The sequence below is a fragment of the Sphaerotilus sp. FB-3 genome, assembly GCF_023706025.1.
GTDB classification, from domain to species: domain Bacteria; phylum Pseudomonadota; class Gammaproteobacteria; order Burkholderiales; family Burkholderiaceae_C; genus Sphaerotilus; species Sphaerotilus sulfidivorans.
The window spans coordinates 12,624-37,673 of the sequence record NZ_BQWE01000011.1 but is presented as its reverse complement, the minus strand read 5'-3'; the positions used below and the strand labels follow the sequence as shown (position 1 = coordinate 37,673).

Genomic DNA, 25,050 nt, shown 5'->3' with positions numbered 1-25,050 from the left:
CCGATCACCAGAAAGCGCGAAAAACTGGCAGTGTGGCGCAACGACTGCGACAGGTCATCTGCTGGTGGGGCGGTGTCGCCGCGCACTCGCATCGGTACACTGACTTCACGATGGACACCGCCTTCACCAAGGATCCATGTCGAACAACGACACGCCCACAGACGGCCTATCCGACGAATCCACGGATCGGGTGCCATGTCTCGACCGTCCATGGACCGAGCGGTGCCGCCCGAAATCGGCCTGACAACCGTGAATTCAGCATGCGTGCACTGCGGCGCAATGCATGCTTGACGCAAGCAGTTGCACTGAAATGCAACAGATATCGTTACAGTCAATATTCATGAATAAACCCGCTTCTCCTGCCGTTGACGATGGGGCTCAAAAAGGCGTACTCGGCGAATTATGGAGTTTTCTAAATCGGGATATCCGCACATTCAAATGGTGGCAGCGAAACACGCCGGACACCATAGCTCAGGATTTGTCACCACCAGAACCCATGCGGGGAACAGGGCCAGCACCAGAAATAATTTCCGAGGTAAATCCCAAGCTGATTGAGGCTTTGCGAATACGGCGCGAAATACTCGACTGGCGAGATGACTTTCATTTCCAAGTAACCGAGAAGGCACTGCAAGCCAAGAAGGCGCTGGAGAACCGGGTCGAGCATGAATTTGCCAACATGGGCTTCTTGCGGCTTCGGTTGTTCACCAAGCCTTCGAGCGAGGTACTTGAGGACCACATTGAATCTTGTGTCAAGTCAGAGATGCAAAGGTTCTCTCGAATCGAGGAAACCGTACTGCGTCAACGTCTGGCAACCTGGCTCCCCCATCGTCACGAATCAGTCAGCATCTGGATCATGTGGCCCAAGCTCGAATTGGACACCCGACTCGCCTTGGAATTCAAAGATGGCAACCGAGCTCAGATCATGACGGCACTGGACGAGATAATCCTTGGCGAGAACGGGCTTGCTGATAGATACCGCCGGTGGGCCAACCAATACGCAAGTCAAATTCTGGAGATGCAGCATGCTCAGTCAGATTCCATTTGATCTACCGGCCCAGTTCCTTCAAGGCATAGCGAACGGGGATATTGTTCGGTACGGCGCCATACTCAAGGATGCAGAAACGGGGCGGATCGTCGGCCATCTACAGGAAAGTGGCATCGCGCAATCACTGCTGTCCCAGACAATTTCTTCAGCGACGTCGCCACTGTCGTTCATTTCGTCGATCACAAACACCGGGTCAAGCATTTATACCGCCGCCCAAGTCCACCAGCTGAAAGCGATGATGGAGACGCTGCAGGCAATGCAAGTGGCGACTTTGGGCGTGTCGCTGATCGGCGTTGGCGTGAGCGTTGCCGGATTCCTTTACATGCGCAAGCGACTCAACAGTCTCGACAGTCGCGTCGACAAACTGATCGATGCCGTGAAGATGGGTTTCGAGAACCAAGAAAAGGCAGGTTTCAGGCAACAGATGTCGCGTACGAAATCCTTGGTACAACGGGCTGAGCTGGCAAAATCAATGCTGGATCCGGCCAAGGAATACAAAGAAGTCGCCGCACAACTGGCTGATCAGGCGGCATTCTTCGAGGGCGAGATCGCGTTCCAGATCTCAGCCAGAGGCCCGATCAAGCACAACACATTCTGGCTGCTGGCGCAACTCTGGATGCTTTGCAACAGCGTGCGTATCGACTGCCTGATCCGAGCCAACGAACTCCACAATGCGCAACACGTTTCTGAGCGGATTGCTGGCGAATATCAAGGCCTGTTTGAGCGGATAGGACCTGCGTCTTTCGATACCCATCATTCCGAAGGGAAAGCCACCATCACGATTCTGAGAGACGTGACGGATGCCGCCCACAGCAAACCATTCTTGCTTGATTACCTGAGGGTCCGCCGCATCGACGGCCCGACCTACCTCGACAGGCTGGATCGCGAGAAGGAGCAACCGATGCTCATTTTGTCTGCCACCTGACAAAAAGGGCCCGAAGGCCCTTTTTCATTTCCGAGGCTTAACTCCGCTTCCTCACTCCACCGTCACCGACTTCGCCAGATTGCGCGGCTTGTCCACATCCGTCCCGCGAGCGCAGGCGGTGTGATACGCCAGCATCTGCAGCGGCACGACGTGCAGGATCGGGCTGAGCGCGCCGTAGTGCTCCGGCATGCGGATGACGTGCACGCCCGGCTCGTTCTCGATGCGCGTGTCGGCGTCGGCGAAGACGAACAGCTCGCCGCCGCGCGCGCGCACTTCCTGCATGTTGCTCTTGAGCTTTTCCAGCAGCTGGTCGTTCGGCGCGACCGTGACCACCGGCATCGAGGCGTCGACCAGCGCCAGCGGGCCGTGCTTGAGCTCGCCTGCGGGATAGGCCTCGGCGTGGATGTAGCTGATTTCCTTGAGCTTGAGCGCGCCTTCCAGCGCGATCGGGTAGTGGCGGCCGCGGCCCAGGAACAGCGCGTTCTGCTTGGGCGTGAACAGCTCGGCCCAGGCGATGATCTGCGGCTCCAGCGCCAGCACCGACTGCACGGCGGCCGGCAGGTGGCGCAGGTTGCGCAGGCCGGCTTCCAGGCCGGTCTCGGGGATGGAGCCACGCTGCTTGGCCAGCACCAGCGTCAGCAGGAACAGCGCGACCAGCTGCGTCGTGAAGGCCTTGGTCGAGGCCACGCCGATCTCGGCGCCGGCGTGCGTGATGAAGGCCAGCTTGCACTCGCGCACCATCGCGCTGGTGCCGACGTTGCAGACGGTCAGCGTGTGCTCCATGCCCAGCGAGCGCGCGTGCTTGAGCGCGGCCAGCGTGTCGGCGGTCTCGCCGCTCTGGCTGATGGTGACCACCAGCGTCTTCGGGTCGGGCACGCTCTCGCGGTAGCGGTACTCGCTGGCGATCTCGACCGCGCACGGGATCTTGGCGATCGACTCCAGCCAGTACTTGGCGGTCAGGCCGCTGTAGGAGCTGGTGCCGCAGGCCAGGATCAGCACCTTGTCGATCTGCGAGAACACCTCGGCGGCGCCGTCGCCGAACAGGTCCGGCGTGATCGCCTCGATGCCCTCGAGCGTGTCGGCGATGGCGCGCGGCTGCTCGAAGATCTCCTTCTGCATGTAGTGGCGGTACGGGCCCAGCTCGGCCGCGCCGCTGTGGGCGTTGACCGTCTTGACCGGACGCTCGACGCGCACGCGCGCGCCGCCTTCGCCGCGGGCGGTGATCCAGTACTTGCCCTGCTGCAGGTCGACCGCATCGCCCTCTTCCAGATAGATGATCTGGTCGGTCACGCCGGCCAGCGCCATCGCGTCGGAGGCGAGGAAGGTCTCGCCCTGGCCCACGCCCAGCACCAGCGGCGAGCCCTCGCGGGCGCCGACGACGCGCTGCGGCTCGTCCTGGCAGAAGACCGCGATCGCGTAGGCGCCCTTCAGGCGCGGCAGCGCGGCCTCGACCGCGGCGAACAGGTCGCCGTCGTACAGCGAGTCGACCAGGTGCGCGATGACCTCGGTGTCGGTCTGGCTGAGGAACTCGTAGCCACGGCCCCTGAGTTCGGCGCGCAGCTCGTCGTGGTTCTCGATGATGCCGTTGTGCACCAGCGCGATGCGGCCGGCACGCGCGCTCTTGGCCTCCAGGCCCGGGCCATGCGAGAAATGCGGGTGGGCGTTGTGCACCGCCGGCGCACCATGCGTGGCCCAGCGGGTGTGCGCGATGCCGATCAGGCCCTCGACGCCTTCCTGCGCGACCTGGGCATCCAGCTCGGCCACCCGCGAGGTGCTGCGGGTGCGGCGCAGGCCGCCGCCCTGATGCACCGCGACGCCGCAGGAGTCATAGCCGCGGTACTCGAGCCGCTGCAGACCCTGGATCAGGATGGGAACGATGTTGCGCTGACTGACCGCGCCGACGATGCCGCACATGGGTGGTTTCCCTTGGGAAGTGGAAGCAGGCCCGCATGGTAGGCAGAGATTCGTGAAATGAATGAGCAAAAAATTATCTTTTTTGCCCGAAAACATCCCATTGCAAATGCAACGCAATAAGATGCCACTCAAAAGCATTTCTTGAGGATTTTTTTCATGTCGACCCTCATCCCGGTGGACGCCATCGACCTGAAGCTGCTCGACGAGCTGCAGCGTGACGCCTCACGCTCGAACCAGGCGATCGCCGAGGCGGTCCATGTCTCGCCCGCGACCAGCCTGCGCCGCGTCAAGCGGCTGACCGATGCGGGCGTCATCGAGCGCACGGTGGCCATCCTGTCGCCCGAGGCGCTCGGCCACGGCCTGACCGCGATCGTCGAGATCACGCTCGACCGCCAGGCCATCGACCGCATCGAGGCCTTCGAGGCCCGGGCGGTGGCCGAGCCCGGCGTGCAGCAGTGCTACCGCACCCAGGGCGGCCCGGACTTCGTGCTGATCGCGCAGGTCGCCGACATGCCGGCCTACCAGGCGCTGGCGCAGCGCCTGTTCACCAGCGACGTGAACGTGCGCAATGTGCGCTGCTTCTTCAGCGTGCACCGCGCCAAGAGCGGCCTGCAGATCACGCTGCCCGCGAAGCCGCGCGACTGAAAGCGCCGATCAGCGCCTGATCAGCGCCCGCGCAGCCGCGTCAGCCAGCCCTGCGGCGGGCGGGCGGCGCGCTCGCGCGCCAGCCAGGCGTCGTAGACCGCACGCCGGGCCGGATCGCTCAGCACCGCATGCGCCAGCCGGCGGTCGTCGGCGCGCCGCTGCGCGGAGCGGGCCTCGTCGGCCGCGCCCGCACTGGCGGCCTGCGGCTTGAGACGCTCGGCAGGAGGAAGCGGCGGCAGCAGATCGGCCGAGACCCGGTGCCAGGCGATCTCGATCTCCGCCTCGGTGCAGTCCTCGGCCAGACCGAGGCGCTGATAGTGGGTCGGCTCGAACGGCAGGCCGGCACCGGTGGCGATCGCCGCAGCCGGCGCGCTGGAGGGCGCCGCAGCCGGCACGGTCGCCTTGCCGGTCAGGCTGTGCCACAGCCCGCTCAGTCCGCTGCCGGCCGACGGATTCACTTCTTCGCCTTGATCGGGCGGGCCCAGCCGCCGATGCCGATCTGCTTGCCGCGCGCGACCGCCAGCTCGCCGGCGCCGACGTTCTTCGTGATCGTCGAGCCGCCGCCGACGGTGGCACCGGCGCCGACGGTGATCGGCGCGACCAGCACGCAGTTCGAGCCGATGTGAACATCGCTCTCGATGACGGTGCGGTGCTTGTTGGCGCCGTCGTAGTTGGCGGTGATGCTGCCGGCGCCGTAGTTGACGCGCTCGCCCACGGTGGCGTCGCCCAGGTAGGCCAGGTGATTGGCCTTGGCGCCGTCGGCCAGCGTCGAGTTCTTGACCTCGACGAAGTTGCCGATGTGCACCTCGCGGCCCAGCCTGGCGCCCGGGCGCAGCCGCGCGAACGGCCCGACCAGCGCGCCCTCGCCGACCTCGGCGCCAGCGGCCTCGCCGTCGATGCAGGTGAAGGGGTGGATGACCGCGCCGGCGGCGATGCGGGCGTTGCGGATCACGCAGTTGGCGCCGATCTGCACATCGTCGCCCAGCTCGACCGTGCCCTCGAAGACGCAGTTGACATCGATGGCGACATCGCGGCCGGTGCGCAGCGTGCCGCGCAGGTCGAAGCGCGCCGGGTCCATCAGCCGCACGCCGGCCTCCATCAGCCGCTCGGCCTGCTCGCGCTGGAAGCGGCGCTCCAGGTCGGCGAGCTGCACCGGGCTGTTGACGCCCAGCACCTCGGTCTCGCCGGTGGCCTGGGTCGCGACGACCGGCACGCCGTCGGCCACCGCCATCGCGACGATGTCGGTCAGGTAGTACTCCTTCTGGGCGTTGTCGTTGCTCAGCCGGGCCAGCCAGCGCTTCAGGTGCGCGGTGGGCGCGGCCATCATGCCGGTGTAGCCCTCGCGGATCTGGCGCTGCGCCTCGGTGGCGTCCTTGTGCTCGACGATGGCGCGCACCGCCTCGCCTTCGCGCACGATGCGGCCGTAGCCGGTCGGATCGGCCAGCACGACCGTCAGCAGCACCAGACGCTCGCCAGCGCAGGCCTGGATCAGCGCCTTGGCGGTTTCCGCCTTGACCAGCGGCACGTCGCCGTTCAGGATCAGCGTGGTACCCGACTCGGGCAGCTCCGGCACCGCCTGCTGCACCGCGTGGCCGGTGCCAAGCTGCGGCTCCTGACGCACGAAGGCCAGCGGCGCCTCAGGCAGCGCGCGGCGCATCGCCTGCTCGACCTGTTCGGCCCCGTGACCGGTCACGGTGATCAGCCGCTCCGCCCCCAGACCGATGCCGGTCTCGAGGACATGCTGCAATAGGGGCCGACCGGCAAGCGGGTGCAGCACCTTCGGGCGGGCAGACTTCATCCGCGTGCCCTTGCCAGCGGCCATGATCACAACATCGAGCGACATGCGCAGATCCTCTCTCAAGCGTGTTCCGTGTGTTCCGGACGGTGTGGAATCGCGGATTATCCGGATTGGCATGGCACTGGCACGACTTCCGCGCCTTAAGTGCGTCAAGTGGTCGCGACTCCTGCCGGTTTTGGCGCTGACGATGCTGCTGGGCGCCTGCAGCAGCGTCGGTCTGGCCTACCGGCAGGCCGACACGCTGGCCTGGTGGTGGCTGGACCGGCGCCTCGACTTCGACGACGCGCAGGCGCCGCGGGTGCGCCAGGCGCTGACGCAGTGGCTGGACTGGCATCGCCGCCACCCGCTGGCGCTGGCCGAGGATGTCGCGCTGATCGAGGAGATCGCGCGCGAGGCCGGCGCCGACACCCGGCCGGAGCGGCTGTGCCGCTGGTGGCAGCAGCTGCGCGAGCGCCAGCAGCTGCATCTGCAGACGCTGGCCGGCGGCGCGATGGCCGATGTGCTGGCCGGGCTGAGCGAGGCGCAGCTGCGCCACCTGCAGCAGGCGCTCGACGAGGACAACCGCGACTGGCGCGAGCGCTTCGTGCGCGGCGATGCCGACCAGCGCCAGCGCGCCTCGCGCGAGCGGCTGATCGACCGCGCCGAGACCTTCTACGGCCGGCTGGATGCGGCGCAGCGCCGGCTGGTCGCCGAAAGGCTGCGCGCCTCGCCCTGGGATGCGGCGCGCTGGCAGCTCGAGCGCGAGCGCCAGCAGCGCGACCTGATCGAGACCCTGCAGGCGCTGCGCACGCTGCAGGCGCCGGAGCGCGAGCGCCGCACCGCGCTGCTGCAGGCCTGGGCCCGGCGCACGCTCGAGCCGGACGATCCGCAGGCGCGCCAGTACCGCGAACAGCTGCAGCGCTTCCAGTGCGAGCTGATCGCCGAGCTGCACAACCGCACCGACGCCAGCCAGCGCCGCGAGGCCGCCACACGGCTGCAGGGCTGGGCCCGCGACCTGCGCGCGGCCGGCGCCGCCACCGCTACGGCAGCTGGATCGTGACGCGGCGCGTGCCCGGCGGCAGGTCCGGAAAGCCCTGCAGGCCGGCCTCGAACATCAGCGGCAGCAGATCGGGGCTGGTGTGGCGCGCCTCATGCTCGATGCGGATCTCGACCAGACGCTCGCGGCTGGCGCGGTCGACCAGCAGCATCAGCAGCTGCTGGCGCTCGTGCACATCCTGCCAGCCGAAGCCGGCCCCGAAGCCCACGCCCGAGCCGATCACGACCGAGCCGTGAATGCGGCGGTCCGGTGGCGGCGGCGCGCGGCGCACCGGCGCGAAGGGCCCCGGCCAGGGATCGGCAAACGGCGACAGCACCCGGCTGAAGCGGCTGTCGAGCTGCACCAGCACATCGGCCTGGGCCGGCGTGGCCGCGGCCACGAAGCCGACCCGCTCCAGCGCCTGCGCCGCCGCCTGCTCCAGCCGCTGCTGCGCGGCAGGATCGGCCTGCTGCGAGGGCAGCCGGTCGAAGGCATAGGCGCCGGCCCGGCGGCCGCTCGGCCACGCGCCGAAGCTCGCCACATCGACGACGCTCTGCTTCAGCAGCGCGCAGCCGGGCAGCAGCGCGGCCAGCGGCGCCAGCGCACCCAGCGCCAGCAGGCGTCGGCGTCCGGGCCGGGCGCCCGCGTCGTTCGAAGGGGCAGACATCGGCAGTCTCCTCGGATCAGTCCTGAGCGGGCAGGAAGGGCGACGACGGGCTCAGCGTGCGGCGCAGCGCCTCCAGCGAGATCGCGGCCTCGGCCGGCAGTCCCGCCTCGGCGGCGGCCGGCGTCGCGCAGGCGTCGTCGTCCTCGTCATCGTCATGGTCGAAGGCCTTGTCGCCCATCGGGTCGGCCACGCCGGTCGGGCGGATGGTCTCGAAGGGAAAGAGCTTGCGGTCCATCAGGTGCGACGGGACCACATGGCTGAAGGCGCGGTGCATGTTGTCGATGCGGCCCGGGAACTTCTGGTCCCACTCGCGCAGCATCTTCTTCACCTGCACGCGCTGCAGGTTCTCCTGGCTGCCGCACAGCGTGCACGGGATGATCGGGAACTGGCGGTGCGCGGCCCAGCGCTCGATGTCGGTCTCGGCGACATAGGCCAGCGGGCGGATCACGGTGTGGCGGCCGTCGTCGCTGACCAGCTTCGGCGGCATGCCCTTCAGGCGGCCCTGGAAGAACAGGTTCAGGAAGACGGTGCCGAGGAAGTCGTCGCGGTGGTGGCCCAGCGCGATCTTGTTGGCGCCCAGCTCGCCGGCGACCCGGTACAGGATGCCGCGGCGCAGCCGCGAGCACAGGCTGCACATCGTGTCGCCCTCGGGAATCACGCGCTTGACCACCGAGTAGGTGTCCTGGTTCTCGATGTGGAAGTCGACGCCGCGGCTCTTCAGGTAGGCCGGCAGCACCTCGGCCGGGAAGCCAGGCTGCTTCTGGTCGAGGTTGACCGCGACGATCGAGAAGTTGATCGGCGCGCGCTGCTGCAGGTTCAGCAGGATGTCGAGCAGCGAGTAGCTGTCCTTGCCGCCCGAGAGGCAGACCATGACGCGGTCGCCCTCCTCGATCATGTTGTAGTCGGTGATCGCCTGGCCGACCTGGCGGTGCAGGCGCTTGGACAGCTTGTTGATCTCGTGGGCGGCGCGGCGCTCGGCCTCGGTGGGCGGCGCGGCCGAGGTCGGGACGGAGGTGGATTCGGAGGTCTGCATGATGGGCGGAATTGTCGGTCCAAGCGCATCACCCCGGACAGGCCGATGGCGAGCGGCTGTCACAGGCCCGCCACGGCGGCGCGCTAGCGTGCTGCGCATCCTTCCCCCGACGAGCCCGACCGATGAGCCAGACCCCGACCGATGACGAGCTGATGCGCCGCCTGCACCGCGACCTGCGCGACGATCTGGACGAGGAGATCGAGCTGGAGTTCGAGGACCGCCATCTCGACGCGCTGGCCGCTGCCGAGGGCCGGCCGAGCACCGATGGCGACGCGCAGTCGCGCCAGCTCTACTTCCGCGAGCTGCTGCGCCTGCAGGCCGAGCTGGTGCGGCTGCAGGACTGGGTGGTGGCGACGAAGCACAAGGTCGTCATCCTGTTCGAGGGCCGTGACGCCGCCGGCAAGGGCGGCGTGATCAAGCGCATCACCCAGCGCCTGAATCCGCGTGTCTGCCGGGTCGCCGCACTGCCGGCGCCCAACGACCGCGAGCGCACCCAGTGGTATTTCCAGCGCTATGTCTCGCACCTGCCCGCCGGCGGCGAGATCGTGCTGTTCGACCGCTCCTGGTACAACCGCGCCGGCGTCGAGCGCGTCATGGGCTTCTGCACCGACGACCAGTACGAGGAGTTCTTCCGCTCCGCGCCGGAGTTCGAGCGCATGCTGGTGCGCTCCGGCATCCAGGTCATCAAGTACTGGTTCTCGATCTCGGACGACGAGCAGCGCGTGCGCTTCCTGGCGCGCATCCACGACCCGCTGAAGCAGTGGAAGCTCAGCCCGATGGACCTGGAATCGCGCCGGCGCTGGGAGGACTACACCAAGGCCAAGGAGGTGATGCTCGAGCGCACCCACATTCCGGAGGCGCCGTGGTGGATCGTGGCCGCCGACGACAAGAAGCGCGCGCGCCTGAACTGCATCCACCATCTGCTCGGCCAGATGCCCTACCAGGAGGTCGAGCAGCCGCTGATCGCGCTGCCCGAGCGCGAGCACCACGAGGACTACACCCGCAATCCGGTCGCGCCGGAGCTGTTCGTGCCCGAGGTCTACTGAGCGGGCCGGGCGCAGCGGCTCACCACTGCCCGGTCTCGATGCGGATCGCGACCTCGCAGTCGTCGAAGATCTCCAGCTTGGCGATCTTCACCCGCACGCCCAGCACGCCGGGCAGGTCCATCAGCCGCGCGGCGACCTTGCCGATCAGGCTCTCGAGCAGGTTGACATGCCGGGCGGTGCATTCCTCGATGACGATGGAGCGCACCCGGCGGTAGTCGAGCACATGGGTGAGATCGTCGTCGCGCGGATGCAGCGGCTGGCTGCCGAGGTTGAGCTCGACATCGACCGCGATCGGCTGGGGCGCCTCCTTCTCGTGCTCGAGCACGCCCAGGTTGGCGTCGAAGCGCAGGCCGGTGAGCGTCAGGATCTGGGTGCCGCGGGTGGTGGACATGGAAAAGGCTCGAGTTCCTACAATCGGCGGGTGAATGCCGCCTCTTCCCCCAGTGTAGCCAGCGACGCGCTGGCCCTCCTCATCGCCGACGAGATCCGCCAGAACGGCGGCTGGATCGGCTTCGAGCGCTTCATGGCGCTGGCGCTGTACCAGCCGGGCCTGGGCTACTACAGCGGCGGCGACCGCCAGTTCGGCGCCCTGCCCGCCTCGGGCAGCGACTTCGTGACCGCGCCGGAGCTCTCCGGGCTGTTCGGCCGCGCGGTGGCACGCCAGCTCGCGCAGGCGCTCGATGCCACCGGCACCGCCGAGCTGTGGGAATTCGGCGCCGGCTCCGGCGCGCTGGCCGCGCAGCTGCTGGGGGCGCTGGGCGACCGGATCCGCCGCTACACCATCGTCGACCTCTCGGGCACGCTGCGCGAGCGCCAGCGCCAGACCTGCGCCGCGCGGGTGCCGCAGCATCTCGACAAACTGCACTGGGCCGATGCGCTGCCCGAGCGCTTCGAGGGCGTGGTCGTCGGCAACGAGGTGCTCGACGCGATGCCGGTCATGCTGCTGCACTGGGACGGCGCGCAGTGGCTGGAGCGCGGCGTGACGCTGGACGCGCAGGGCGGCTTCGCCTGGGCCGACCGGCCGACGGCGGAACGCCCGCCGGTGGAGGGCCCCTTCCTGCCCGGCACCGTCACCGAGCTGCCGCGCCAGGCCAGCGGCTTCATCCGCACGCTGGCGGCGCAGCTCGCGCGCGGCGCGGCTTTCTTTGTCGACTATGGCTTCCCGGAGCACGAGTTCTATCACCCGCAGCGCACCGGCGGCACGCTGATGTGCCACCGCGGCCACCAGGCCGACGCCGATCCGCTGGTCGATGTCGGCCGCAAGGACCTGACCGCGCATGTGGACTTCACCGCGGTGGCGCTGGCCGGACAGGACGCCGGGCTGGAGGTGCTGGGCTACACCTCGCAGGCGCGCTTTCTCTTCAACTGCGGCCTGCTCGCCGACCTGGAGGGCGCCGACCTGCGCGAGCGCGCGATGGCGCAGAAGCTCGTCACCGAGCACGAGATGGGCGAGCTGTTCAAGGTGGTCGGCTTCGTGACGCCGGCCGAGGTCTTCGACCCGATCGGCTTCGCCGCGGGCGACCGCAGCCACACGCTCTGATCGGAGCCCACCGATGCGCTGGCTGATCGTCTTCGTGCTGACCTGCCTGGTCTGGAACGGCCTGCAGCCCTGGCTGGAGCGCATCGGCCTGGGCCGGGTGCCGGGCGACTTCAGCGTGCGCGTCGGCCGGCGCACCTGGCATTTCCCGCTCGGCTCGAGCGTGCTGATCACGCTGGTCGGGCTGGCGCTGGCGCGCTGGCTCTGATCCGGCGCCGGATCAGCCGGGCTCCGCCACCGCGGCCGCCACCGCCGCGATGCGCGCCTGCTGCAGCGCCTGGCCGATCGCCGGGCCCTTCAGGCCGCGCGCCAGCGCCTCAGCGCTGACCGCGCCGGAGTCGACCGCCCGCGCCGCGGCCAGCGCGCCGCGCAGCCGGTCGGCCTGCGGATAGGGCCGCTCCTCGAAGCCGAGCCGGCCGCGTGCGTCGCACTCGCAGGCCTGCAGCGCCTGCTCGAAGCGCTCGGGCCGGCGCCAGGCGTCGCAGCGGTCGAAGAGCCGCACCAGCGCCTCCGCACCGAAGCCGGCGCTGGCGTGCAGATTGCCGTGCTCGCGCGCGACCAGCTCGGCCAGCTCGCGGCACTCGACCGGCACGCGCAGCCGCGCCGCCAGCGGCCCGAGCAGCTTCACGCTGCGGCCCTCGTGGCCGAGGTGGCGCGGCAGGATGTCGGCCGGCGTCGTGGCCTTGCCCAGGTCGTGCGTCAGGCAGGCGAAGCGCACCGGCAGCGCGGTGCCCAGCCGCTCGGCCATGTCGAGCACCATCATCAGGTGCACGCCGGTGTCGATCTCCGGGTGGTAGTCGGCGCGCTGCGGCACGCCGAACAGCGCATCCACCTCCGGCAGCAGCCGCGCCAGCGCGCCGCAGTCGCGCAGCACCTCGATCATGCGCGAGGGCCGCGCCTCCATCAGCCCGCGCGACAGCTCCTGCCAGACCCGCTCCGGGACCAGCGCGTCGACCTCGCCGGCCTCGACCATCGCGCGGCACAGCGCCAGCGTCTCGGGCGCGACCGAGAAGTCGGCGAAGCGCGCCGCGAAGCGCGCCAGCCGCAGGATGCGCACCGGATCCTCGGCAAAGGCCGGCCCGACATGGCGCAGCACCCGCGCCGCGAGGTCGGCCTGGCCGCCCCAAGGGTCGACCAGCGTTCCGTCTTCGGCCTGCGCCATCGCGTTGATCGTCAGGTCGCGGCGCGAGAGGTCGTCCTCCAGCGTCACCTCCGGCCCGGTGCGGAAGACGAAGCCGTGGTAGCCGGGGCCGGTCTTGCGCTCGGTGCGCGCCAGCGCATATTCCTCATGGGTGCGCGGATGCAGGAAGACCGGGAAGTCGCGCCCGACCGGCAGGTAGCCGGCCGCGCCCATGACCTCGGGCGTGGCTCCGACCACCACCCAGTCCCGATCGCCCGACGGGCGGCCCAGCAGGCGGTCGCGCACCGCCCCTCCAACCAGAAACACTTTCATGGGACCATTCTCGCTGCCGCCGCCATCCGAGGCGAGACCCGAGGCGATGCGCGAATTGATCATTTGAAGCGGGTCAGAACGCGGGATTTCCATACCCGGGAGTGCAGGGTGTATCAAGCATCACACAAGGCGCACCCATGACCCGGGGATGGTACGAAGCTGTAGCGAGATGCTTCAATAATCACCAAACACTTCGCCGTACCAATTGTGAGCGTCAGTCGATTGCCGGGTCGGCGCAGCGTGATGGGAGAAGCAGTCATGTCCGCAACCTCGAAACCGCAGCGCTGGCGCACCGCCCTGGCCGGTGCGGCGCTGGCCTGCGCCGGCGCCGCCGCGCAGGCGGCCTACACCGAGCAGGAAGCCCTGGGCGGCGATCCGAACGACGCGATCTCGATCCCGCAGGATCTGGGCACGCTGACCAACGGCGGCCTGCTGCAGGTCGACGGCTCGCGCCTGACCACCACCGGTGGCGGCAGTTCCTCCGACTTCTACAGCTTCACGCTGGCCGAGCAGATGTGGGTCACCTTCACGCTGACCCCGGACAGCGCCAGCGCCATGCCGGTGCTGGGCCTGTTCCAGGGCAGCTCGGTGGCCACCGGCACGCTGGCCTCGGCGACCGATGACGACGCCGGCGACAGCGTCAGCCGTCTGACCTTCAACATGAAGCTGTCGGCCGGCACCTACTACACCGCGGTCATGGGCTACCGCGCGCACTGGTGGGACTTCGACGGCGGCGGCGATGCCGGCTGGGACTACCGCCTGAAGCTGAGCGGCTGGACGCCGGCTGCACCGGTGCCGGAAGCCTCGACGCTGGCGATGATGATGGCCGGCCTGGGCCTGCTCGGCCTGGCCAGCCGCCGGCGCCGCAGCGCGGCCTGATCCGGCCCGGCCCTCGGCCTCAGCGCCGGGCCGAGCGGCGCCGGTCGGCGTCCGTCAGGCCGGCCTGCAGGATCGGCGCCATCACCGCGCCCACGCCGGCGGGCCGGATGCCCAGCGACTCCAGCCCAGGCAGCCGGCCAGTGGCGACATTGGGCACCTTCATCGAGTCGATGTTGTCACCCGACATCAGCGGCTCGCCCGGCAGCAGGCCGAGCGCGGCCGCCTGCAGCCGGCCCGCCCAGTCGGGCAGCGGCAGCACCGCACGCTCATGACCGCTCCAGCGCCCGGACAGGCGCACCAGCTGCGCCAGCGTGCAGACCTCCGGGCCGGCGCACTCGATCACCTGGCCGACCGTCGCCCGGTCGAGCAGGCAGCGCACCAGGGCCGCAGCCACATCCTCGACCCAGACCGGCTGGAAACGCGCGCAGGCCCCGGCCAGCGCCATCACCGGCGCCAGCGCCTGCAGCCGCGCGAACAGGCGGATGAAGCGGTCGTCGGCGCCGAAGATCACGCTCGGACGCAGGATCGTCAGCTCCAGGCCGGCCGCGCTGCGCAGCACCTGCTCGCCGGCGGCCTTGCTGCGCAGATAGCGCGACGGGGCCGACTGCGGATCGCCCTCGGGCACGCCCAGCGCGCTGACATGGACGAGCCGCGGCACGCCCGCACGCAGGCAGGCCGCGGCGATGCGCTGCGGCAGCACGACATGCGCCGCCTCGAACTGCGCGGCGCTGCCGTGCAGGATGGCCACCAGATTGACCACCGCATCGGCGCCCTGCATCAGGCGCTCGAGCGTGGCCGGATCATGCACGTCGGCGGCGATGCGCTGCACCGTCGGCAGCGTCGCGAGCGCGACGCCCCGGCTCGGGCGGCGGCTCGGCACGACGATGGCGCAGCCGGCGGCGGCCGGCTCGGCCGCCCAGCGGGCCGCCAGCGAGCGGCCGACAAAACCGGTTCCGCCCAGGATCAGCAGCTTGCGAAAGGCCATGGTGAAGAATCCTCGGAAAGCATCGGTCAGGGCAGCTGGCGGTTCTCCGCCGGCGCCTCGGTCGGACGCGGGCCGATGGCCGGCTGCAGGCGCGGCTTGAGCGTGACCTGCGCGCGCCCGGCCATCAGCGCGCCGTAGTAGCTGGCGTTCGACAGCACCTTCTTCACATAGTCGCGGGTTTCGGTGAAGGGAATGTTCTCGGCCCAGGCGGCCACTTCCATGACCGGGCCTTCGCGCCAGCGTCGCGGCCGGTTCGGGCCGGCGTTGTAGCCGGCCGCCGCCAGCGCCTGCGAGCCGCCGAAGTCGTCGAGCACCAGCTTCAGGTAGCCGGTGCCGAGCTTCAGGTTGGTCGACTTGTCGGCGATCTGCGCATCGGTGTAGGGCATGCCCAGGCGGCGGGCGGTCCAGCGCGCGGTGGCCGGCATGACCTGCATCAGGCCGGAGGCACCGGCGCCGGAGCGCGCATCGGTCACGAAGCGCGACTCCTGGCGGATCAGGCCGTAGACATAGGCCGGATCGACCCCGACCTCGCGGGCGGCGGCCAGCACATCCTCGCGGAAGGGCGTGGGAAAGCGCTGCGCCATGTCGACTTCCTGGCGGGTGCGCTCGCTGGTGTTGATGCAGCGGTCCCAGACCGCGTTGTCGCAGGCGTGCTGCGCGGCGGCCAGCAGCTGGCGGTCGCTCATGTCGCGCAGCGAGAAGTTCCACTCGCGCACGCCTTCGCTGCGCAGGCCCAGGCCGATCATCGCCAGCGCCCGGTCCAGGCCGGGATGGCGCACCGCCTGCGCCCGCTCCGCGGCGGACAGCGGTGCCGGGCGGGCGGGAAGCTGCTGCGGCCGGCCCAGATCCTCGGCGGCGAGCTTGCCGTAGAAGCTGTACTGGCCGGCGATGCGCTCGAGCAGCGCGGCCGCGCCCGGCTGGGCGGTGGCCTGCAGCGCACGCGCCTTCCAGTAGATCCAGGCATCGTCGGCCTGCGCGGTGCGGCTCATCGCGTCGATCGCCTCGAGGATGCGGCTCCAGCGGCCCGCATCCTCGCTGCGCAGCGCGGCGCGCACCCGCCAGGCCAGAGCGTCGTCATTCCACTCGACCTCGCGCTCGGCCAGACCGGCACGGCGGAACCAGCCGTCGGCCTCGGGCATCAGCTTCATCGCCGCCTGGCGCGCGACCGCACCCCAGGCCCAGGACTGCGCCTCGGCCGGCAGCTGCGCCTGCCAGCGCGCCTGCAGCTCGGTGGCGGCCAGCGCCGGATCGGTCGCGGCCAGCCGCGCCAGCGCCATCAGCGTCAGCTCCAGACCCGGACGGGTGCCGACATCGGCGCGCCGGGCCAGGAAGCGCTGCGGCTGCTCGAGAATCTCGCCGAGCGCCGAGCTGTCCTGATCGAGCAGGCTCAGCGCCTGACGCGCGGCGGCCGTGCGCTTGGCCTCGGCCGCCTGGCGGGCCTTGAGCCAGACGTCGGCCGGGCTGAACTGGCGAGCCTCCAGCAGCGCGGCCACCAGCAGCGTGCAGCCGTCGCCACCGTCGCGCTGCGCGAACCAGGCGCTGCGGGCCGCCGCGCGCACATCCTCGCCGGCCTGGTGACGCAGCAGCAGCGCATAGCAGCTCACCTCGCGGTCGTCGTTCATCCGGAAACGCGGATGATCGACGGCGAAGTTGCGCCAGTCGCGCCGCCGGCCCAGCTCGAGCAGCCAGTCGTTGCGCAGCCGGTCTTCCACATAGCTGCCCGGCCAGCGGGCATAGAAGGCCTCCAGCTCGGGCTGCGCGGCCTCGGCCAGGCGCAGGTTCAGATCCCAGTAGTCGGCCCACATCGCCAAGGGATGGCCCGCCTCGACCAGCACGTCGCGGTGCGCACGCAGCCGGGCTCGGTCACGCTTGCGCCAGGCCTCACGCGCCTGCGCCAGGCGCTCGTCGAGCTGGCGCATCGGCGCGGTGCGGGTCGACAGGGAGGTCTCGACGATGCCGGCGGCGTCGACGCTCTGGGCAGAACAGGATTGCGGCAGCAGCGGCAGGCTGACCGCGGCCAGCAGCGCCAGGATCGCGCCCGCCGGGCCGCGGCGGGAAAGGGTCGGTCGTGTCATGGGGGCCGGGTCGGCAGGAAGGAAATCCAGTGTAGGCCAGGCCCCAAACACGAGGCCCGTGCCGGGTTGCCGCGGTGCGTCAAAGCCACGCACAATCAGACGATCCTCCTGCCGCCTTCAAGCACCATGCCGACCTTCAAGCTGCCCGATCCGCCCCGCGACAAGGCCGTGCTGCGCAAGCAGCTCCAGGCCGAGCGCATGTCGATGAGCGACCGCCACCAGCGCTCGGTGCATCTGCAGGAGGTGCTGATGGTCTGGCTGCTGACCCGGCGCGAGCGCACCATCGGCGCGTTCTGGTCGATCAAGGGCGAGTTCGACGCGCTGCCGGCGCTCTACCGCTGGAGCGAATCCGACCCCTCGCGCCGCATCGGCCTGCCGGTCATCGACAAGAAGACACGCCAGCTGCGCTTTCATGTCTGGTACCCGGGCTGCCCGATGGAGGAGGATGCCTACGGCATTCTCAAGCCCAAGGACACCGAGGAGTTCCACCCCGAGCTGCTGCTGGTGCCCTGCGTCGGCTTCGGGCCGAAGGGCGTGCGCCTGGGCTACGGCGGCGGCTTCTACGACCGCACGCTGGCCTCGCTCGACCCGATGCCCTACACCGCCGGCATCGGCTACGGCCACGGCTTCATTCCCTGGCTCGCGGCCGAACCGCACGACGTGCCGCTCGACGCGATGCTGACCGAGGAAGGCACGGTCTGGCAGCGCGACGCCTGAGCCTGCACCGAACGGACACCGAACGGACAAAGGCGCCCCGGAAAGGGGAGCGGCCGTGGCAGTTGCCTGCCACGGCCGCGGTCTCTCTCCCCGACGCTCTCCCCCCGGGCGCTTGAGGCCGCCCGGTCACCCCGCAATCGGATCCCGATCCGGGTCCGGGATCAGAACTTGTAGCCAACGCCCACGCCGACCAGCACCGGATCGACCTTGATCTTGCCCAGCGTGGTGCCGGCAGCGCTCAGGTCGGTGCGGATCCAGACCTTCTTGACGTCCAGGTTGACCGACCAGTTCTTGTCGATGGCGAAGTCGGTGCCGATCTGCAGCGCGCCGCCGAAGCTGTTCTTGTCGATCGACAGGCCGCTCGGCAGGCTGACGTTCGAGAAGCGGGTGTAGTTCAGGCCGGCGCCGACATAGGGCTTGAGCGCGCCCAGGCCCAGGTCGGTGAAGTGGTACTGCAGCGTCAGGGTCGGCGGCAGGTGCTTGAGCGTGCCGATCTTGGTGCCACCCGCCTTGACATCCTGCTTCTGCGGATAGGTCAGGATCAGCTCGGCGGCCAGGTTCGGCGAGATGAAGTAGGTGAAGTCGACTTCCGGCAGCACCTTGCTGTTGATGCCGACGTCGAGGCCGGGAATGCTGTCCTTGTTGGCCGGATCCAGATGGACCACGCGGGCACGCATCACCAGATCGCCAGCCGCGTTCTGGGCCGAGGCGAGCGGCGTGGCGACGAGGGCGGCAACGGCAGCGAGGGCGAGGCAGGTCTTGTTCATGGCGGGCTCCTGAGGGAATTCGGTTTCCGGCACCTCCTTGGCACCGGGCATGAATCCATTGGAGCCTGACGCGCCGCCTGTCGACTTGCGGCGGCTCAAGTCGCTGCCTGCGTGCGCCTCAGGGCGCAGCCGGCTTGACCTGCGTCAGAGGTGCGCCTGCAAGCTGTCGCTTTTGCGCATCACGCGTGCGGCAGCAGCTCGAGCCGGCGGCAGATCTCCAGCACCGTCGCGCTGGCGTTCATCGTGTAGAAGTGCAGCGCCGGCACGCCGGCGCAGCGCAGCTGCTCGCACAGGTCGGTCACCACGTCCAGGCCGAAGGCGCGGATCGAGGCGCTGTCGTCGCCGAAGCTCTGCAGGCGCAGGCGGATCCAGCGCGGCACTTCCGCGCCGCAGCTGTCGGCGAAGCGCAGGATGCCGCTGGAGTTGGTGATCGGCATGATGCCGGGCACCACCGGAATGTCCGCGCCCAGCGCCTGCGCCTCCTCGACGAAGCGGAAATAGGCATCCGAGTTGAAGAAGAACTGCGTGATCGCCGAGTCGGCACCGGCGCGGGCCTTGGCCGCGAAGGCCTGCAGGTCGGCCTGCGGCGACTTCGCCTGCGGATGCATCTCGGGATAGGCCGCCACCTCGATGTGGAAGTGGTCGCCGGTCTCGGCGCGGATGAAGCTCACCAGGTCGCTGGCGTGGCGGAACTCGCCCATCGGGCCGAAGCCGCTGGGCAGGTCGCCGCGCAGCGCGACGATGCGCTTCAGACCCATCGCCTTGAACTGCGCCAGGCGCTCGCGCACCGACTCGCGCGTCGCGCCGACGCAGGTGAAGTGCGAAGCCGCCTCGCGGCCCTCGTCGAGAATGGCCTGGACGGCGCCGATCGTGCCGTCCTGCGTGCTGCCGCCGGCGCCGTAGGTCACCGAGCAGAACTGCGGCTCCAGCACATAGAGCTCGCGGCGCACCTGCGCCAGCCTGGCCGTGCCCTCGGGCGTCTTCGGCGGAAAGAACTCGAGACTCAGCGGCAGCGAGGCCGCGGGGGTCGTCGTCATGGGAGAAGTCTCCAGCGGGAGAAGAGGTCGTCGGCGCGACGCCACCGGCCGGTCAGCCGGCGCGACGCGCGTGCATCAGGAATTCGCGGTTGCCGTCGCCGCCGGTCACCGGGCTGTCGAGCCAGGCCGCCACCGCCAGGCCGCAGCCGGCCGCGGCCTCGCGCAGCTTGGGCTCGACCCGCGCCAGCGCGGCTGTGTCCTTCACCAGTCCGCCCTTGCCGATGTCGCCGGGCTGCAGCTCGAACTGCGGCTTGACCAGCATCAGCAGATCGCCGGCCGGAGCCAGCAACGGCGCCAGCGCCGGCAGCACCAGCGCGAGCGAGATGAAGGACAGGTCGCCGGTGATGAAGCCGAAGCCCTCGGCCGGGCACGCCGCGCCCAGATCGGCCGCCACCAGATGGCGCGCGTTGACGCCCTCCAGCGCGGTGACGCGGGCGTCGCCACGCAGCCGCGGGTGCAGCTGGCCGTGGCCGACATCGAGGCCGACCACCCGCGCGGCGCCGCGCGCCAGCAGCACGTCGGTGAAGCCGCCGGTGCTCTGGCCGACGTCGAGCGCGACCCGGCCGGCCACCGCCAGTCCGGTCGCCGCCAGCGCGCCGTCGAGCTTCAGGCCCCCGCGCGACACCCAGCGCAGCTCGGCGTCGTCGGTGACCTCGATCTCGCAGCCCTCGGGCAGCTCGTCGCCGGCCTTGCGCGGCACGCTCCAGCCCCGGGCCCCGAGCCAGCGCACGGCGCCCTGGGCGATCAGCCGCTGCGCGGCCGAGCGCGTCGGCGCCAGGCCGCGGCTCACCAGCATCTGGTCGGCACGCATCTCGGCAAGCGCTCCGGGCCGATCAGTAGCGGTAGGTGTCGGGCTTGTAGGGGCCCTGCACCGGCACGCCGATGTAGGCGGCCTGCTCCTCGGTCAGCGTGGTGAGCTGGGCGTTCAGCGTGGTCAGCTGCAGGCGGGCGACCTTCTCGTCGAGGTGCTTGGGCAGCACGTAGACCTTGCCGATGTCGTAGGCGTCCTTGTGCGCGTACAGCTCGATCTGCGCCAGCGTCTGGTTGGCGAAGCTCGACGACATCACGTAGCTCGGATGGCCCGTGCCGCAGCCCAGGTTCACCAGGCGGCCGCGCGCCAGCAGGATGATGCGCTTGCCGTCCTCGAAGACGACATGGTCGACCTGCGGCTTGATCTCCTCGAAGCGGCACTTCTCTTCCAGACGGGCGACCTGGATCTCGTTGTCGAAGTGGCCGATGTTGCAGACGATGGCGTTGTTCTTCATCGCCGCCATGTGCTCGTAGGTGATGACGTCGCGGTTGCCGGTGGTCGTCACGAAGATGTCGGCCTGTGCGGCCGCCCATTCCATCGTCACGACGCGGTAGCCTTCCATCGCCGCCTGCAGCGCGTTGATCGGGTCGATCTCGGTGACCCAGACCTGGGCGGAGAGCGCACGCAGCGCCTGGGCCGAGCCCTTGCCCACGTCGCCGTAGCCGCAGACCACGGCGATCTTGCCGGCGATCATCACGTCGGTGGCGCGCTTGATGCCGTCGACCAGCGACTCGCGGCAGCCGTAGAGGTTGTCGAACTTCGACTTGGTGACCGAGTCGTTGACGTTGATCGCGCGGAACATCAGCTGGCCCTTGGCCGACATCTCGTTCAGGCGGTGCACGCCGGTGGTGGTCTCCTCGGTCACGCCGAGGATCTGCGCGCTCTTGCGGCTGTACCAGGTCGGGTCGACCGCCAGCTTGGCCCGGATCGAGGCGAACAGCTCGCGCTCTTCCTCGCTGCCCGGATTGGCGATGACCGACGCGTCCTTCTCGGCCTTCTTGCCCAGGTGCATCAGCAGCGTCGCATCGCCGCCGTCGTCCAGGATCATGTTCGGGCCTTCGCCCTCGGTGCCGGCCGGACCGAAGTCGAAGATGCGGTGGGTGTAGTCCCAGTAGTCCTTCAGCGTCTCGCCCTTGTAGGCGAAGACCGGCGTGCCGCGGGCCACCAGCGCGGCAGCGGCGTGGTCCTGGGTCGAGTAGATGTTGCACGAAGCCCAGCGGACCTGCGCGCCCAGCGCCTGCAGCGTCTCGACCAGCACGCCGGTCTGGATGGTCATGTGCAGCGAGCCGGTGATGCGCGCGCCCTTGAGCGGCTGGCTCTCGGCGAATTCGCGGCGGATCGCCATCAGCGCGGGCATCTCGCCCTCGGCGATGGTCAGCTCCTTGCGGCCCCAGTCGGCCAGCGAGAGATCGGCGATGTGGAAGTCGCGGAAGACGGATTCGACGGCAGCGTTCATGTCAGCAAGCTCCAGAAGTTCCAGAAGTGGAACCGTCCGGCCCGCGCGGTCGTCGTCGGCAGGAAGGCCGGCGGGCGCGGCACCAGGCACGATTGACGTGCGATGCGCGCAGCTCACCCCGGAATTCCCGGCCGCGTCGGATGCGGTCGGACGGGTGAGCGCCGTTGCCTGTGGGAAGGGGTCCGAGCCTGGGGCGGTCGTCTGAATCGACCGGCCTTGCAACGCTCCTCGGACACGAAGCCCGCATTGTAGCGACGCCCGATCGAGCACCGTGGCGAGGATCAGCCCCTGCGGTGGCCGGGTGATCCGCCGATCAGGTCAAGTCCCGACTTCATTCAGGTCAGAGCAGGGCCTGGATGGCCAGACGTTCGGCCGCGGGTGTCGACAGCGCCAGCCATTGCGCCAGCTCCTCGAGTTCCTCCAGGGCCAGCCCGGCCGGTGGGTCAAGCTCGGCTCGGCGCGCCAGCGTGGCCGACAGCGCCAGCAGCCGGCGCTGCGGACGCAGCAGCGCCAGACTGCCACGCTCGGGATCGTGCTCGTCCTCATGCGGACGCGGCAGCAGATGGCACAGCAGCGTCGACAGCCGGGCGTGGCTCATCAGGGCCTGCTGCAGCTCGACCAGCGTGCCGCCGAGCAGCTCGCGCTGGCGGTCCTCGTCGGGATCGCGTCCGAGCCGACGCGCCACCTCCGGCGCCCGCCACCACAGCAGCACCTCGGCGAGGTTGTGCATCACCGCCGCGCCCTGCATCGCCTCGGCATGCGGATCGCCATGCTGCAGCTCGAACTCGGTGACCACCCGCGCGGTGCGCCAGGCACGCTCGAGCAGGCGCATCGCCTCGTCGAGCCGCTGCGGGTCGGCACCGGTACGCAGTTCCTCCTCCAGCACCCGCAGGCCCGCGGGAGGAAAGGCGCGGAAGAAAGGACCGATGCCCATCAGCACGACCGCCGCCGTGACGGTCTGGACCTCGGTGACCTGATGCTCGCCGCGATGCCGGCCGGCGTGGGACAGCACCCGCATCGTCATCAGCGGATCACCTCGCACCGCGTCGGCGATCATGTGCGCGTCGACATTGCCGCAACGCTCCTCGAGCAGCGCCAGCTCGGTCAGCTGCTCGGCGGTATCGGCCAGGATCGGCGCCGGCACGGCACAGAGAAAGGCACCCCAGGCATCGGGGTCGGTCGGAAGGGGGGGCGGCGGGCTCATGTCCGGCTCCTCGGCAGGCGGATGTGACGGCACAGAATGTCCTGGCCGATGTTATGAGCACCGCGTATGCGCCAATCCCCCGATCAGGCGCACAGAATGGCCACGATCAGCCGTTCAGCCGACAGTCCAGGAATCCGCCCTCAGTTGCGCGGCGAATCCGGCAGCAGGCAGATCAGATCGCCATGGCGATAGAGCGCCTCGAAACGCCGGCCGTCGAGATCGATCGAGCGGACCTCGAGCGCAACACCTTCGCTGGCACAGGCCTCGTGCGCCGCACGGTCACGGTCCAGGTCGGCCACGAGCCGGGCGCGACGCGATCGCATCAGGCTCAGCCAGGAGCGCAGGGCGTGGAAGCGTGGCGCAGCGGCGGGGCGGGTCGAGGGGGCCGACGAGGCAGCCAGAGAGAGCGAGGTGTTCATGGCGGTGGCAAGCTCGAAAAAACGGTCAGGTATCGCGAGGAGGAGAGAGGCTCGGAACGGTCATTCGGCAAATCGACGGGCCAGTGGATGAGGGTTTCATCGCATTCACGAGAGTTTCCGAATTACTGCGACATGTCCGGCGGAAATGTCTTGACAGTCGAGATCATGCTAGGCCACGCGCGCCGCAGCCGGAAAGCCCCCCAAAGATGGAATCGGGTATCAGTCGGATACCCGGTAATTTTTCAGGTTCCGGATCAAGGAGAAACCCTCGGATCGACCAGGCCTGCTGCCTCGATGAAACCCCATGCCCCCACGAATCGCACCCGACCTAGGAACAGCACGGGTATCAGGGTGATGTCGACAGGCCTAGGATGGGCCGCATGAACGCTCACGCCGTTACCGCCCTGCCGGTGCGCATCCTCCGGCCCCTGCAGCCGATGACCTGGCTGGAACGTGCATGGCACGACATCCGGCTGACGCCCGGGGTCGGGTTCGGGCATGGCGCCGTCATGGCCTGCTTCGGTGTGCTGGTCATGCTGGGCGCACGCGAGAGGTTCTGGCTGCTGGCCGGATCGATGTCAGGATTCCTGCTGGTCGCACCGATCATGGCGACCGGCCTGTATGCGGTCAGCCGCGCACTCGAGCGGGGCGAGACCGCGGGCTGGTCCACGGTCTTCACGATCTGGCGCTCGCTGGATCGGCGTCTGGTCGGCTTCGGGCTGCTGCTGGCCGCCGCAGGCACCGGCTGGGTGATGACCTCGGCCGCACTGATCACCCTGATGGCACCGCAGCCTGTCCTGACGCCTGTCGACTTCGTGCACCAGGTGGTGCTCAACCGGGAATCCTGGCTGTTCGAGATCTGGCTGGCGCTGGGCGGACTGCTGGCGGCGCCGGTGTTCGCCTCGAGCGTGACCGCGATCCCGATGCTGGTCGACCGTCAGGTCAGCGTCAGCGACGCGGTGCTGGCGAGCTGGCGCACCGTGCTGGAGAACCCGGTGCCGATGGGCGTCTGGGCGGTGCTGGTGATGGGATTCACGCTGCTCGGCATGGGATCGCTGATGCTGGGCCTGGTCTTCGTGATGCCGATGCTGGGCCATGCCAGCTGGCATGCCTACCGCGACCTGCTGCCGGCCGAGGGCTGAGCCGAAGCAGCGCCTGACCCCGGGCCAGCCGACGCGCCAGCGCAGCAGCGTAGACACCCGCGTGTCTCTCCGACGACACGCCACAGGGGCACGTGTCACGGTCGCCGGGAAAGAACTTGATCGCCATCAATCGGCAGGCCTGAGCTGCAAAAGGGCATGACGGCCCGACCGGCGCCAGCGCGTATCATGCCGGCGCCTTGCCGCACCCGACGCGCCCCACCCTCTTTCGCCCCCCGCCCGCCTGCCCATGTTCGGCTACACCGAGGAACAGCTCGCCCAGTTCGGTCTGACCATCGGTGTCAGCGCCTTCATTCTCTACATGCTCTTCATCGTGCTGCAGCTCGCGCGCGAGTCGAAAGCCGGCAAGTTCGGAACCTTCATCCTGTTCGTCGTGCTGGCCTTCGGCATGCTGGGCTTCGTGGCGAAGAACATCATCGCCTGGGCGATGGGGATCTGAGCGCAGATCCCCCTCAGATCACG

At 69.3% G+C, this 25,050-nt stretch carries 26 protein-coding genes and 1 riboswitch; of the genes, 11 read left to right on the top strand and 15 right to left on the bottom strand.

Annotation, left to right across the window (positions count from 1 at the left end):
• Positions 1-340: 340 nt before the first annotated feature.
• Complete coding sequence (locus NFT33_RS05235) at positions 341-1,045, top strand: hypothetical protein (protein ID WP_251673672.1); 705 nt, start codon at positions 341-343, stop codon at positions 1,043-1,045.
• A complete protein-coding gene (locus tag NFT33_RS05230) occupies positions 1,023-1,970 on the top strand; it encodes a hypothetical protein (protein WP_251673670.1) in 948 nt (315 codons plus the stop codon). Before NFT33_RS05235 ends, NFT33_RS05230 begins: the two co-directional genes overlap by 23 nt.
• Before the next feature lie 51 nt (positions 1,971-2,021).
• Here the strand turns inward: NFT33_RS05230 and glmS are convergent, their stop codons facing one another.
• Positions 2,022-3,884, bottom strand: a complete 1,863-nt coding sequence (glmS, locus tag NFT33_RS05225) for a glutamine--fructose-6-phosphate transaminase (isomerizing) (RefSeq protein WP_251673668.1) — start codon at positions 3,882-3,884, stop codon at positions 2,022-2,024.
• Between the two features lie 156 nt (positions 3,885-4,040).
• On the opposite strand from glmS, the gene NFT33_RS05220 reads away from it, so the two are divergent.
• Positions 4,041-4,529, top strand: a complete 489-nt coding sequence (locus NFT33_RS05220; RefSeq protein WP_251673666.1) for an Lrp/AsnC family transcriptional regulator — start codon at positions 4,041-4,043, stop codon at positions 4,527-4,529.
• Positions 4,530-4,549: 20 nt separating this feature from the next.
• On the opposite strand, the gene NFT33_RS05215 is transcribed toward NFT33_RS05220, so the two are convergent.
• Positions 4,550-4,987 (bottom strand): hypothetical protein, encoded by a 438-nt coding sequence (locus tag NFT33_RS05215; RefSeq protein WP_251673664.1) that lies wholly within the window; start codon positions 4,985-4,987, stop codon positions 4,550-4,552.
• Positions 4,984-6,372, bottom strand: a complete 1,389-nt coding sequence (gene glmU, locus NFT33_RS05210; RefSeq protein WP_251673662.1) for a bifunctional UDP-N-acetylglucosamine diphosphorylase/glucosamine-1-phosphate N-acetyltransferase GlmU — start codon at positions 6,370-6,372, stop codon at positions 4,984-4,986. Before glmU ends, NFT33_RS05215 begins: the two co-directional genes overlap by 4 nt.
• Positions 6,373-6,502: 130 nt before the next feature.
• Here glmU and NFT33_RS05205 point away from each other — a divergent pair, with 130 nt between their 5' ends.
• Positions 6,503-7,366 carry a DUF6279 family lipoprotein gene (locus NFT33_RS05205; protein WP_251673660.1) on the top strand — a complete coding sequence of 288 codons (864 nt, stop codon included), beginning with the start codon at positions 6,503-6,505 and terminating at the stop codon, positions 7,364-7,366.
• On the opposite strand, the gene NFT33_RS05200 is transcribed toward NFT33_RS05205, so the two are convergent.
• Both NFT33_RS05200 and ttcA read right to left on the bottom strand, forming a co-directional pair.
• On the bottom strand, positions 7,347-8,009 hold the full coding sequence (locus NFT33_RS05200; RefSeq protein ID WP_220784757.1) for a DUF4136 domain-containing protein: 663 nt from the start codon (positions 8,007-8,009) through the stop codon (positions 7,347-7,349). The two genes, NFT33_RS05205 and NFT33_RS05200, sit on opposite strands and share 20 nt — an antisense overlap.
• A gap of 16 nt (positions 8,010-8,025) precedes the next feature.
• The gene (gene ttcA / locus NFT33_RS05195; protein WP_251673658.1) at positions 8,026-9,042 is read right to left on the bottom strand and encodes a tRNA 2-thiocytidine(32) synthetase TtcA; all 1,017 of its coding nucleotides are present in this window, start codon (positions 9,040-9,042) and stop codon (positions 8,026-8,028) included.
• Positions 9,043-9,164: 122 nt separating this feature from the next.
• Between ttcA and ppk2 the strand changes: the two genes are divergently transcribed.
• Entirely contained in the window at positions 9,165-10,088 is a 924-nt protein-coding gene (gene ppk2, locus NFT33_RS05190) for a polyphosphate kinase 2 (RefSeq protein WP_149504904.1), read from the top strand.
• Between the two features lie 19 nt (positions 10,089-10,107).
• Here the strand turns inward: ppk2 and NFT33_RS05185 are convergent, their stop codons facing one another.
• Entirely contained in the window at positions 10,108-10,479 is a 372-nt protein-coding gene (locus NFT33_RS05185) for a dihydroneopterin aldolase (protein ID WP_149504905.1), read from the bottom strand.
• A 30-nt stretch (positions 10,480-10,509) separates the two neighbouring features.
• On the opposite strand from NFT33_RS05185, the gene NFT33_RS05180 reads away from it, so the two are divergent.
• Complete coding sequence (locus tag NFT33_RS05180) at positions 10,510-11,628, top strand: class I SAM-dependent methyltransferase (protein ID WP_376744126.1); 1,119 nt, start codon at positions 10,510-10,512, stop codon at positions 11,626-11,628.
• A 13-nt stretch (positions 11,629-11,641) separates the two neighbouring features.
• Positions 11,642-11,833 carry a DUF2905 domain-containing protein gene (locus NFT33_RS05175; RefSeq protein ID WP_251673656.1) on the top strand — a complete coding sequence of 64 codons (192 nt, stop codon included), beginning with the start codon at positions 11,642-11,644 and terminating at the stop codon, positions 11,831-11,833.
• 12 nt (positions 11,834-11,845) lie between these two features.
• Here the strand turns inward: NFT33_RS05175 and NFT33_RS05170 are convergent, their stop codons facing one another.
• A complete protein-coding gene (locus NFT33_RS05170) occupies positions 11,846-13,078 on the bottom strand; it encodes a multifunctional CCA addition/repair protein (RefSeq protein WP_251673654.1) in 1,233 nt (410 codons plus the stop codon).
• A 258-nt stretch (positions 13,079-13,336) separates the two neighbouring features.
• On the opposite strand from NFT33_RS05170, the gene NFT33_RS05165 reads away from it, so the two are divergent.
• On the top strand, positions 13,337-13,957 hold the full coding sequence (locus NFT33_RS05165; RefSeq protein WP_251673652.1) for a PEP-CTERM sorting domain-containing protein: 621 nt from the start codon (positions 13,337-13,339) through the stop codon (positions 13,955-13,957).
• 19 nt (positions 13,958-13,976) lie between these two features.
• Here the strand turns inward: NFT33_RS05165 and NFT33_RS05160 are convergent, their stop codons facing one another.
• Together NFT33_RS05160 and NFT33_RS05155 are read right to left on the bottom strand one after the other, a co-directional pair.
• Positions 13,977-14,942: a complex I NDUFA9 subunit family protein gene (locus NFT33_RS05160; RefSeq protein WP_251673650.1), complete on the bottom strand. Its 966-nt coding sequence runs from the start codon at positions 14,940-14,942 to the stop codon at positions 13,977-13,979.
• A 26-nt stretch (positions 14,943-14,968) separates the two neighbouring features.
• The gene (locus NFT33_RS05155; RefSeq protein ID WP_251673648.1) at positions 14,969-17,017 is read right to left on the bottom strand and encodes a lytic transglycosylase domain-containing protein; all 2,049 of its coding nucleotides are present in this window, start codon (positions 17,015-17,017) and stop codon (positions 14,969-14,971) included.
• 126 nt (positions 17,018-17,143) lie between these two features.
• Between NFT33_RS05155 and NFT33_RS05150 the strand changes: the two genes are divergently transcribed.
• A complete protein-coding gene (locus tag NFT33_RS05150; RefSeq protein WP_251673645.1) occupies positions 17,144-17,734 on the top strand; it encodes a 5-formyltetrahydrofolate cyclo-ligase in 591 nt (196 codons plus the stop codon).
• A gap of 161 nt (positions 17,735-17,895) precedes the next feature.
• On the opposite strand, the gene NFT33_RS05145 is transcribed toward NFT33_RS05150, so the two are convergent.
• From NFT33_RS05145 to NFT33_RS05120, 6 genes are all read right to left on the bottom strand, one after another.
• Positions 17,896-18,501: an OmpW/AlkL family protein gene (locus NFT33_RS05145; RefSeq protein ID WP_251673643.1), complete on the bottom strand. Its 606-nt coding sequence runs from the start codon at positions 18,499-18,501 to the stop codon at positions 17,896-17,898.
• A gap of 179 nt (positions 18,502-18,680) precedes the next feature.
• Complete coding sequence (gene metF / locus NFT33_RS05140; protein WP_251673641.1) at positions 18,681-19,538, bottom strand: methylenetetrahydrofolate reductase [NAD(P)H]; 858 nt, start codon at positions 19,536-19,538, stop codon at positions 18,681-18,683.
• 52 nt (positions 19,539-19,590) lie between these two features.
• The gene (locus NFT33_RS05135; protein WP_251673639.1) at positions 19,591-20,349 is read right to left on the bottom strand and encodes a TlyA family RNA methyltransferase; all 759 of its coding nucleotides are present in this window, start codon (positions 20,347-20,349) and stop codon (positions 19,591-19,593) included.
• 22 nt (positions 20,350-20,371) lie between these two features.
• Positions 20,372-21,805 carry an adenosylhomocysteinase gene (ahcY, locus tag NFT33_RS05130; RefSeq protein ID WP_251673637.1) on the bottom strand — a complete coding sequence of 478 codons (1,434 nt, stop codon included), beginning with the start codon at positions 21,803-21,805 and terminating at the stop codon, positions 20,372-20,374.
• Positions 21,806-21,954: 149 nt separating this feature from the next.
• Positions 21,955-22,041: riboswitch (S-adenosyl-L-homocysteine riboswitch) on the bottom strand.
• Positions 22,042-22,145: 104 nt separating this feature from the next.
• Entirely contained in the window at positions 22,146-23,009 is an 864-nt protein-coding gene (locus NFT33_RS05125; protein WP_251673635.1) for an HDOD domain-containing protein, read from the bottom strand.
• A gap of 140 nt (positions 23,010-23,149) precedes the next feature.
• The gene (locus NFT33_RS05120; protein WP_149504917.1) at positions 23,150-23,428 is read right to left on the bottom strand and encodes a hypothetical protein; all 279 of its coding nucleotides are present in this window, start codon (positions 23,426-23,428) and stop codon (positions 23,150-23,152) included.
• A 380-nt stretch (positions 23,429-23,808) separates the two neighbouring features.
• Here NFT33_RS05120 and NFT33_RS05115 point away from each other — a divergent pair, with 380 nt between their 5' ends.
• On the top strand, positions 23,809-24,570 hold the full coding sequence (locus tag NFT33_RS05115) for a DUF2189 domain-containing protein (RefSeq protein ID WP_251673633.1): 762 nt from the start codon (positions 23,809-23,811) through the stop codon (positions 24,568-24,570).
• 247 nt (positions 24,571-24,817) lie between these two features.
• Positions 24,818-25,027: a DUF2788 domain-containing protein gene (locus NFT33_RS05110; RefSeq protein WP_251673631.1), complete on the top strand. Its 210-nt coding sequence runs from the start codon at positions 24,818-24,820 to the stop codon at positions 25,025-25,027.
• Positions 25,028-25,050: the final 23 nt, after the last annotated feature.

Excerpts from the sequence above, each read along its gene's own strand:
- NFT33_RS05235 (WP_251673672.1), top strand. The coding sequence starts at position 341 with ATGAATAAACCCGCTTCTCCTGCCGTTGACGATGGGGCTCAAAAAGGC.
- NFT33_RS05230 (WP_251673670.1), top strand. The coding sequence starts at position 1,023 with ATGCTCAGTCAGATTCCATTTGATCTACCGGCCCAGTTCCTTCAAGGC.
- glmS (WP_251673668.1), bottom strand. The coding sequence starts at position 3,884 with ATGTGCGGCATCGTCGGCGCGGTCAGTCAGCGCAACATCGTTCCCATC.
- NFT33_RS05220 (WP_251673666.1), top strand. The coding sequence starts at position 4,041 with ATGTCGACCCTCATCCCGGTGGACGCCATCGACCTGAAGCTGCTCGAC.
- glmU (WP_251673662.1), bottom strand. The coding sequence starts at position 6,372 with ATGTCGCTCGATGTTGTGATCATGGCCGCTGGCAAGGGCACGCGGATG.
- NFT33_RS05200 (WP_220784757.1), bottom strand. The coding sequence starts at position 8,009 with ATGTCTGCCCCTTCGAACGACGCGGGCGCCCGGCCCGGACGCCGACGC.
- ttcA (WP_251673658.1), bottom strand. The coding sequence starts at position 9,042 with ATGCAGACCTCCGAATCCACCTCCGTCCCGACCTCGGCCGCGCCGCCC.
- ppk2 (WP_149504904.1), top strand. The coding sequence starts at position 9,165 with ATGAGCCAGACCCCGACCGATGACGAGCTGATGCGCCGCCTGCACCGC.
- NFT33_RS05185 (WP_149504905.1), bottom strand. The coding sequence starts at position 10,479 with ATGTCCACCACCCGCGGCACCCAGATCCTGACGCTCACCGGCCTGCGC.
- NFT33_RS05175 (WP_251673656.1), top strand. The coding sequence starts at position 11,642 with ATGCGCTGGCTGATCGTCTTCGTGCTGACCTGCCTGGTCTGGAACGGC.
- NFT33_RS05170 (WP_251673654.1), bottom strand. The coding sequence starts at position 13,078 with ATGAAAGTGTTTCTGGTTGGAGGGGCGGTGCGCGACCGCCTGCTGGGC.
- NFT33_RS05165 (WP_251673652.1), top strand. The coding sequence starts at position 13,337 with ATGTCCGCAACCTCGAAACCGCAGCGCTGGCGCACCGCCCTGGCCGGT.
- NFT33_RS05160 (WP_251673650.1), bottom strand. The coding sequence starts at position 14,942 with ATGGCCTTTCGCAAGCTGCTGATCCTGGGCGGAACCGGTTTTGTCGGC.
- NFT33_RS05155 (WP_251673648.1), bottom strand. The coding sequence starts at position 17,017 with ATGACACGACCGACCCTTTCCCGCCGCGGCCCGGCGGGCGCGATCCTG.
- NFT33_RS05150 (WP_251673645.1), top strand. The coding sequence starts at position 17,144 with ATGCCGACCTTCAAGCTGCCCGATCCGCCCCGCGACAAGGCCGTGCTG.
- NFT33_RS05145 (WP_251673643.1), bottom strand. The coding sequence starts at position 18,501 with ATGAACAAGACCTGCCTCGCCCTCGCTGCCGTTGCCGCCCTCGTCGCC.
- metF (WP_251673641.1), bottom strand. The coding sequence starts at position 19,538 with ATGACGACGACCCCCGCGGCCTCGCTGCCGCTGAGTCTCGAGTTCTTT.
- NFT33_RS05135 (WP_251673639.1), bottom strand. The coding sequence starts at position 20,349 with ATGCGTGCCGACCAGATGCTGGTGAGCCGCGGCCTGGCGCCGACGCGC.
- ahcY (WP_251673637.1), bottom strand. The coding sequence starts at position 21,805 with ATGAACGCTGCCGTCGAATCCGTCTTCCGCGACTTCCACATCGCCGAT.
- NFT33_RS05125 (WP_251673635.1), bottom strand. The coding sequence starts at position 23,009 with ATGAGCCCGCCGCCCCCCCTTCCGACCGACCCCGATGCCTGGGGTGCC.
- NFT33_RS05120 (WP_149504917.1), bottom strand. The coding sequence starts at position 23,428 with ATGAACACCTCGCTCTCTCTGGCTGCCTCGTCGGCCCCCTCGACCCGC.
- NFT33_RS05115 (WP_251673633.1), top strand. The coding sequence starts at position 23,809 with ATGAACGCTCACGCCGTTACCGCCCTGCCGGTGCGCATCCTCCGGCCC.
- NFT33_RS05110 (WP_251673631.1), top strand. The coding sequence starts at position 24,818 with ATGTTCGGCTACACCGAGGAACAGCTCGCCCAGTTCGGTCTGACCATC.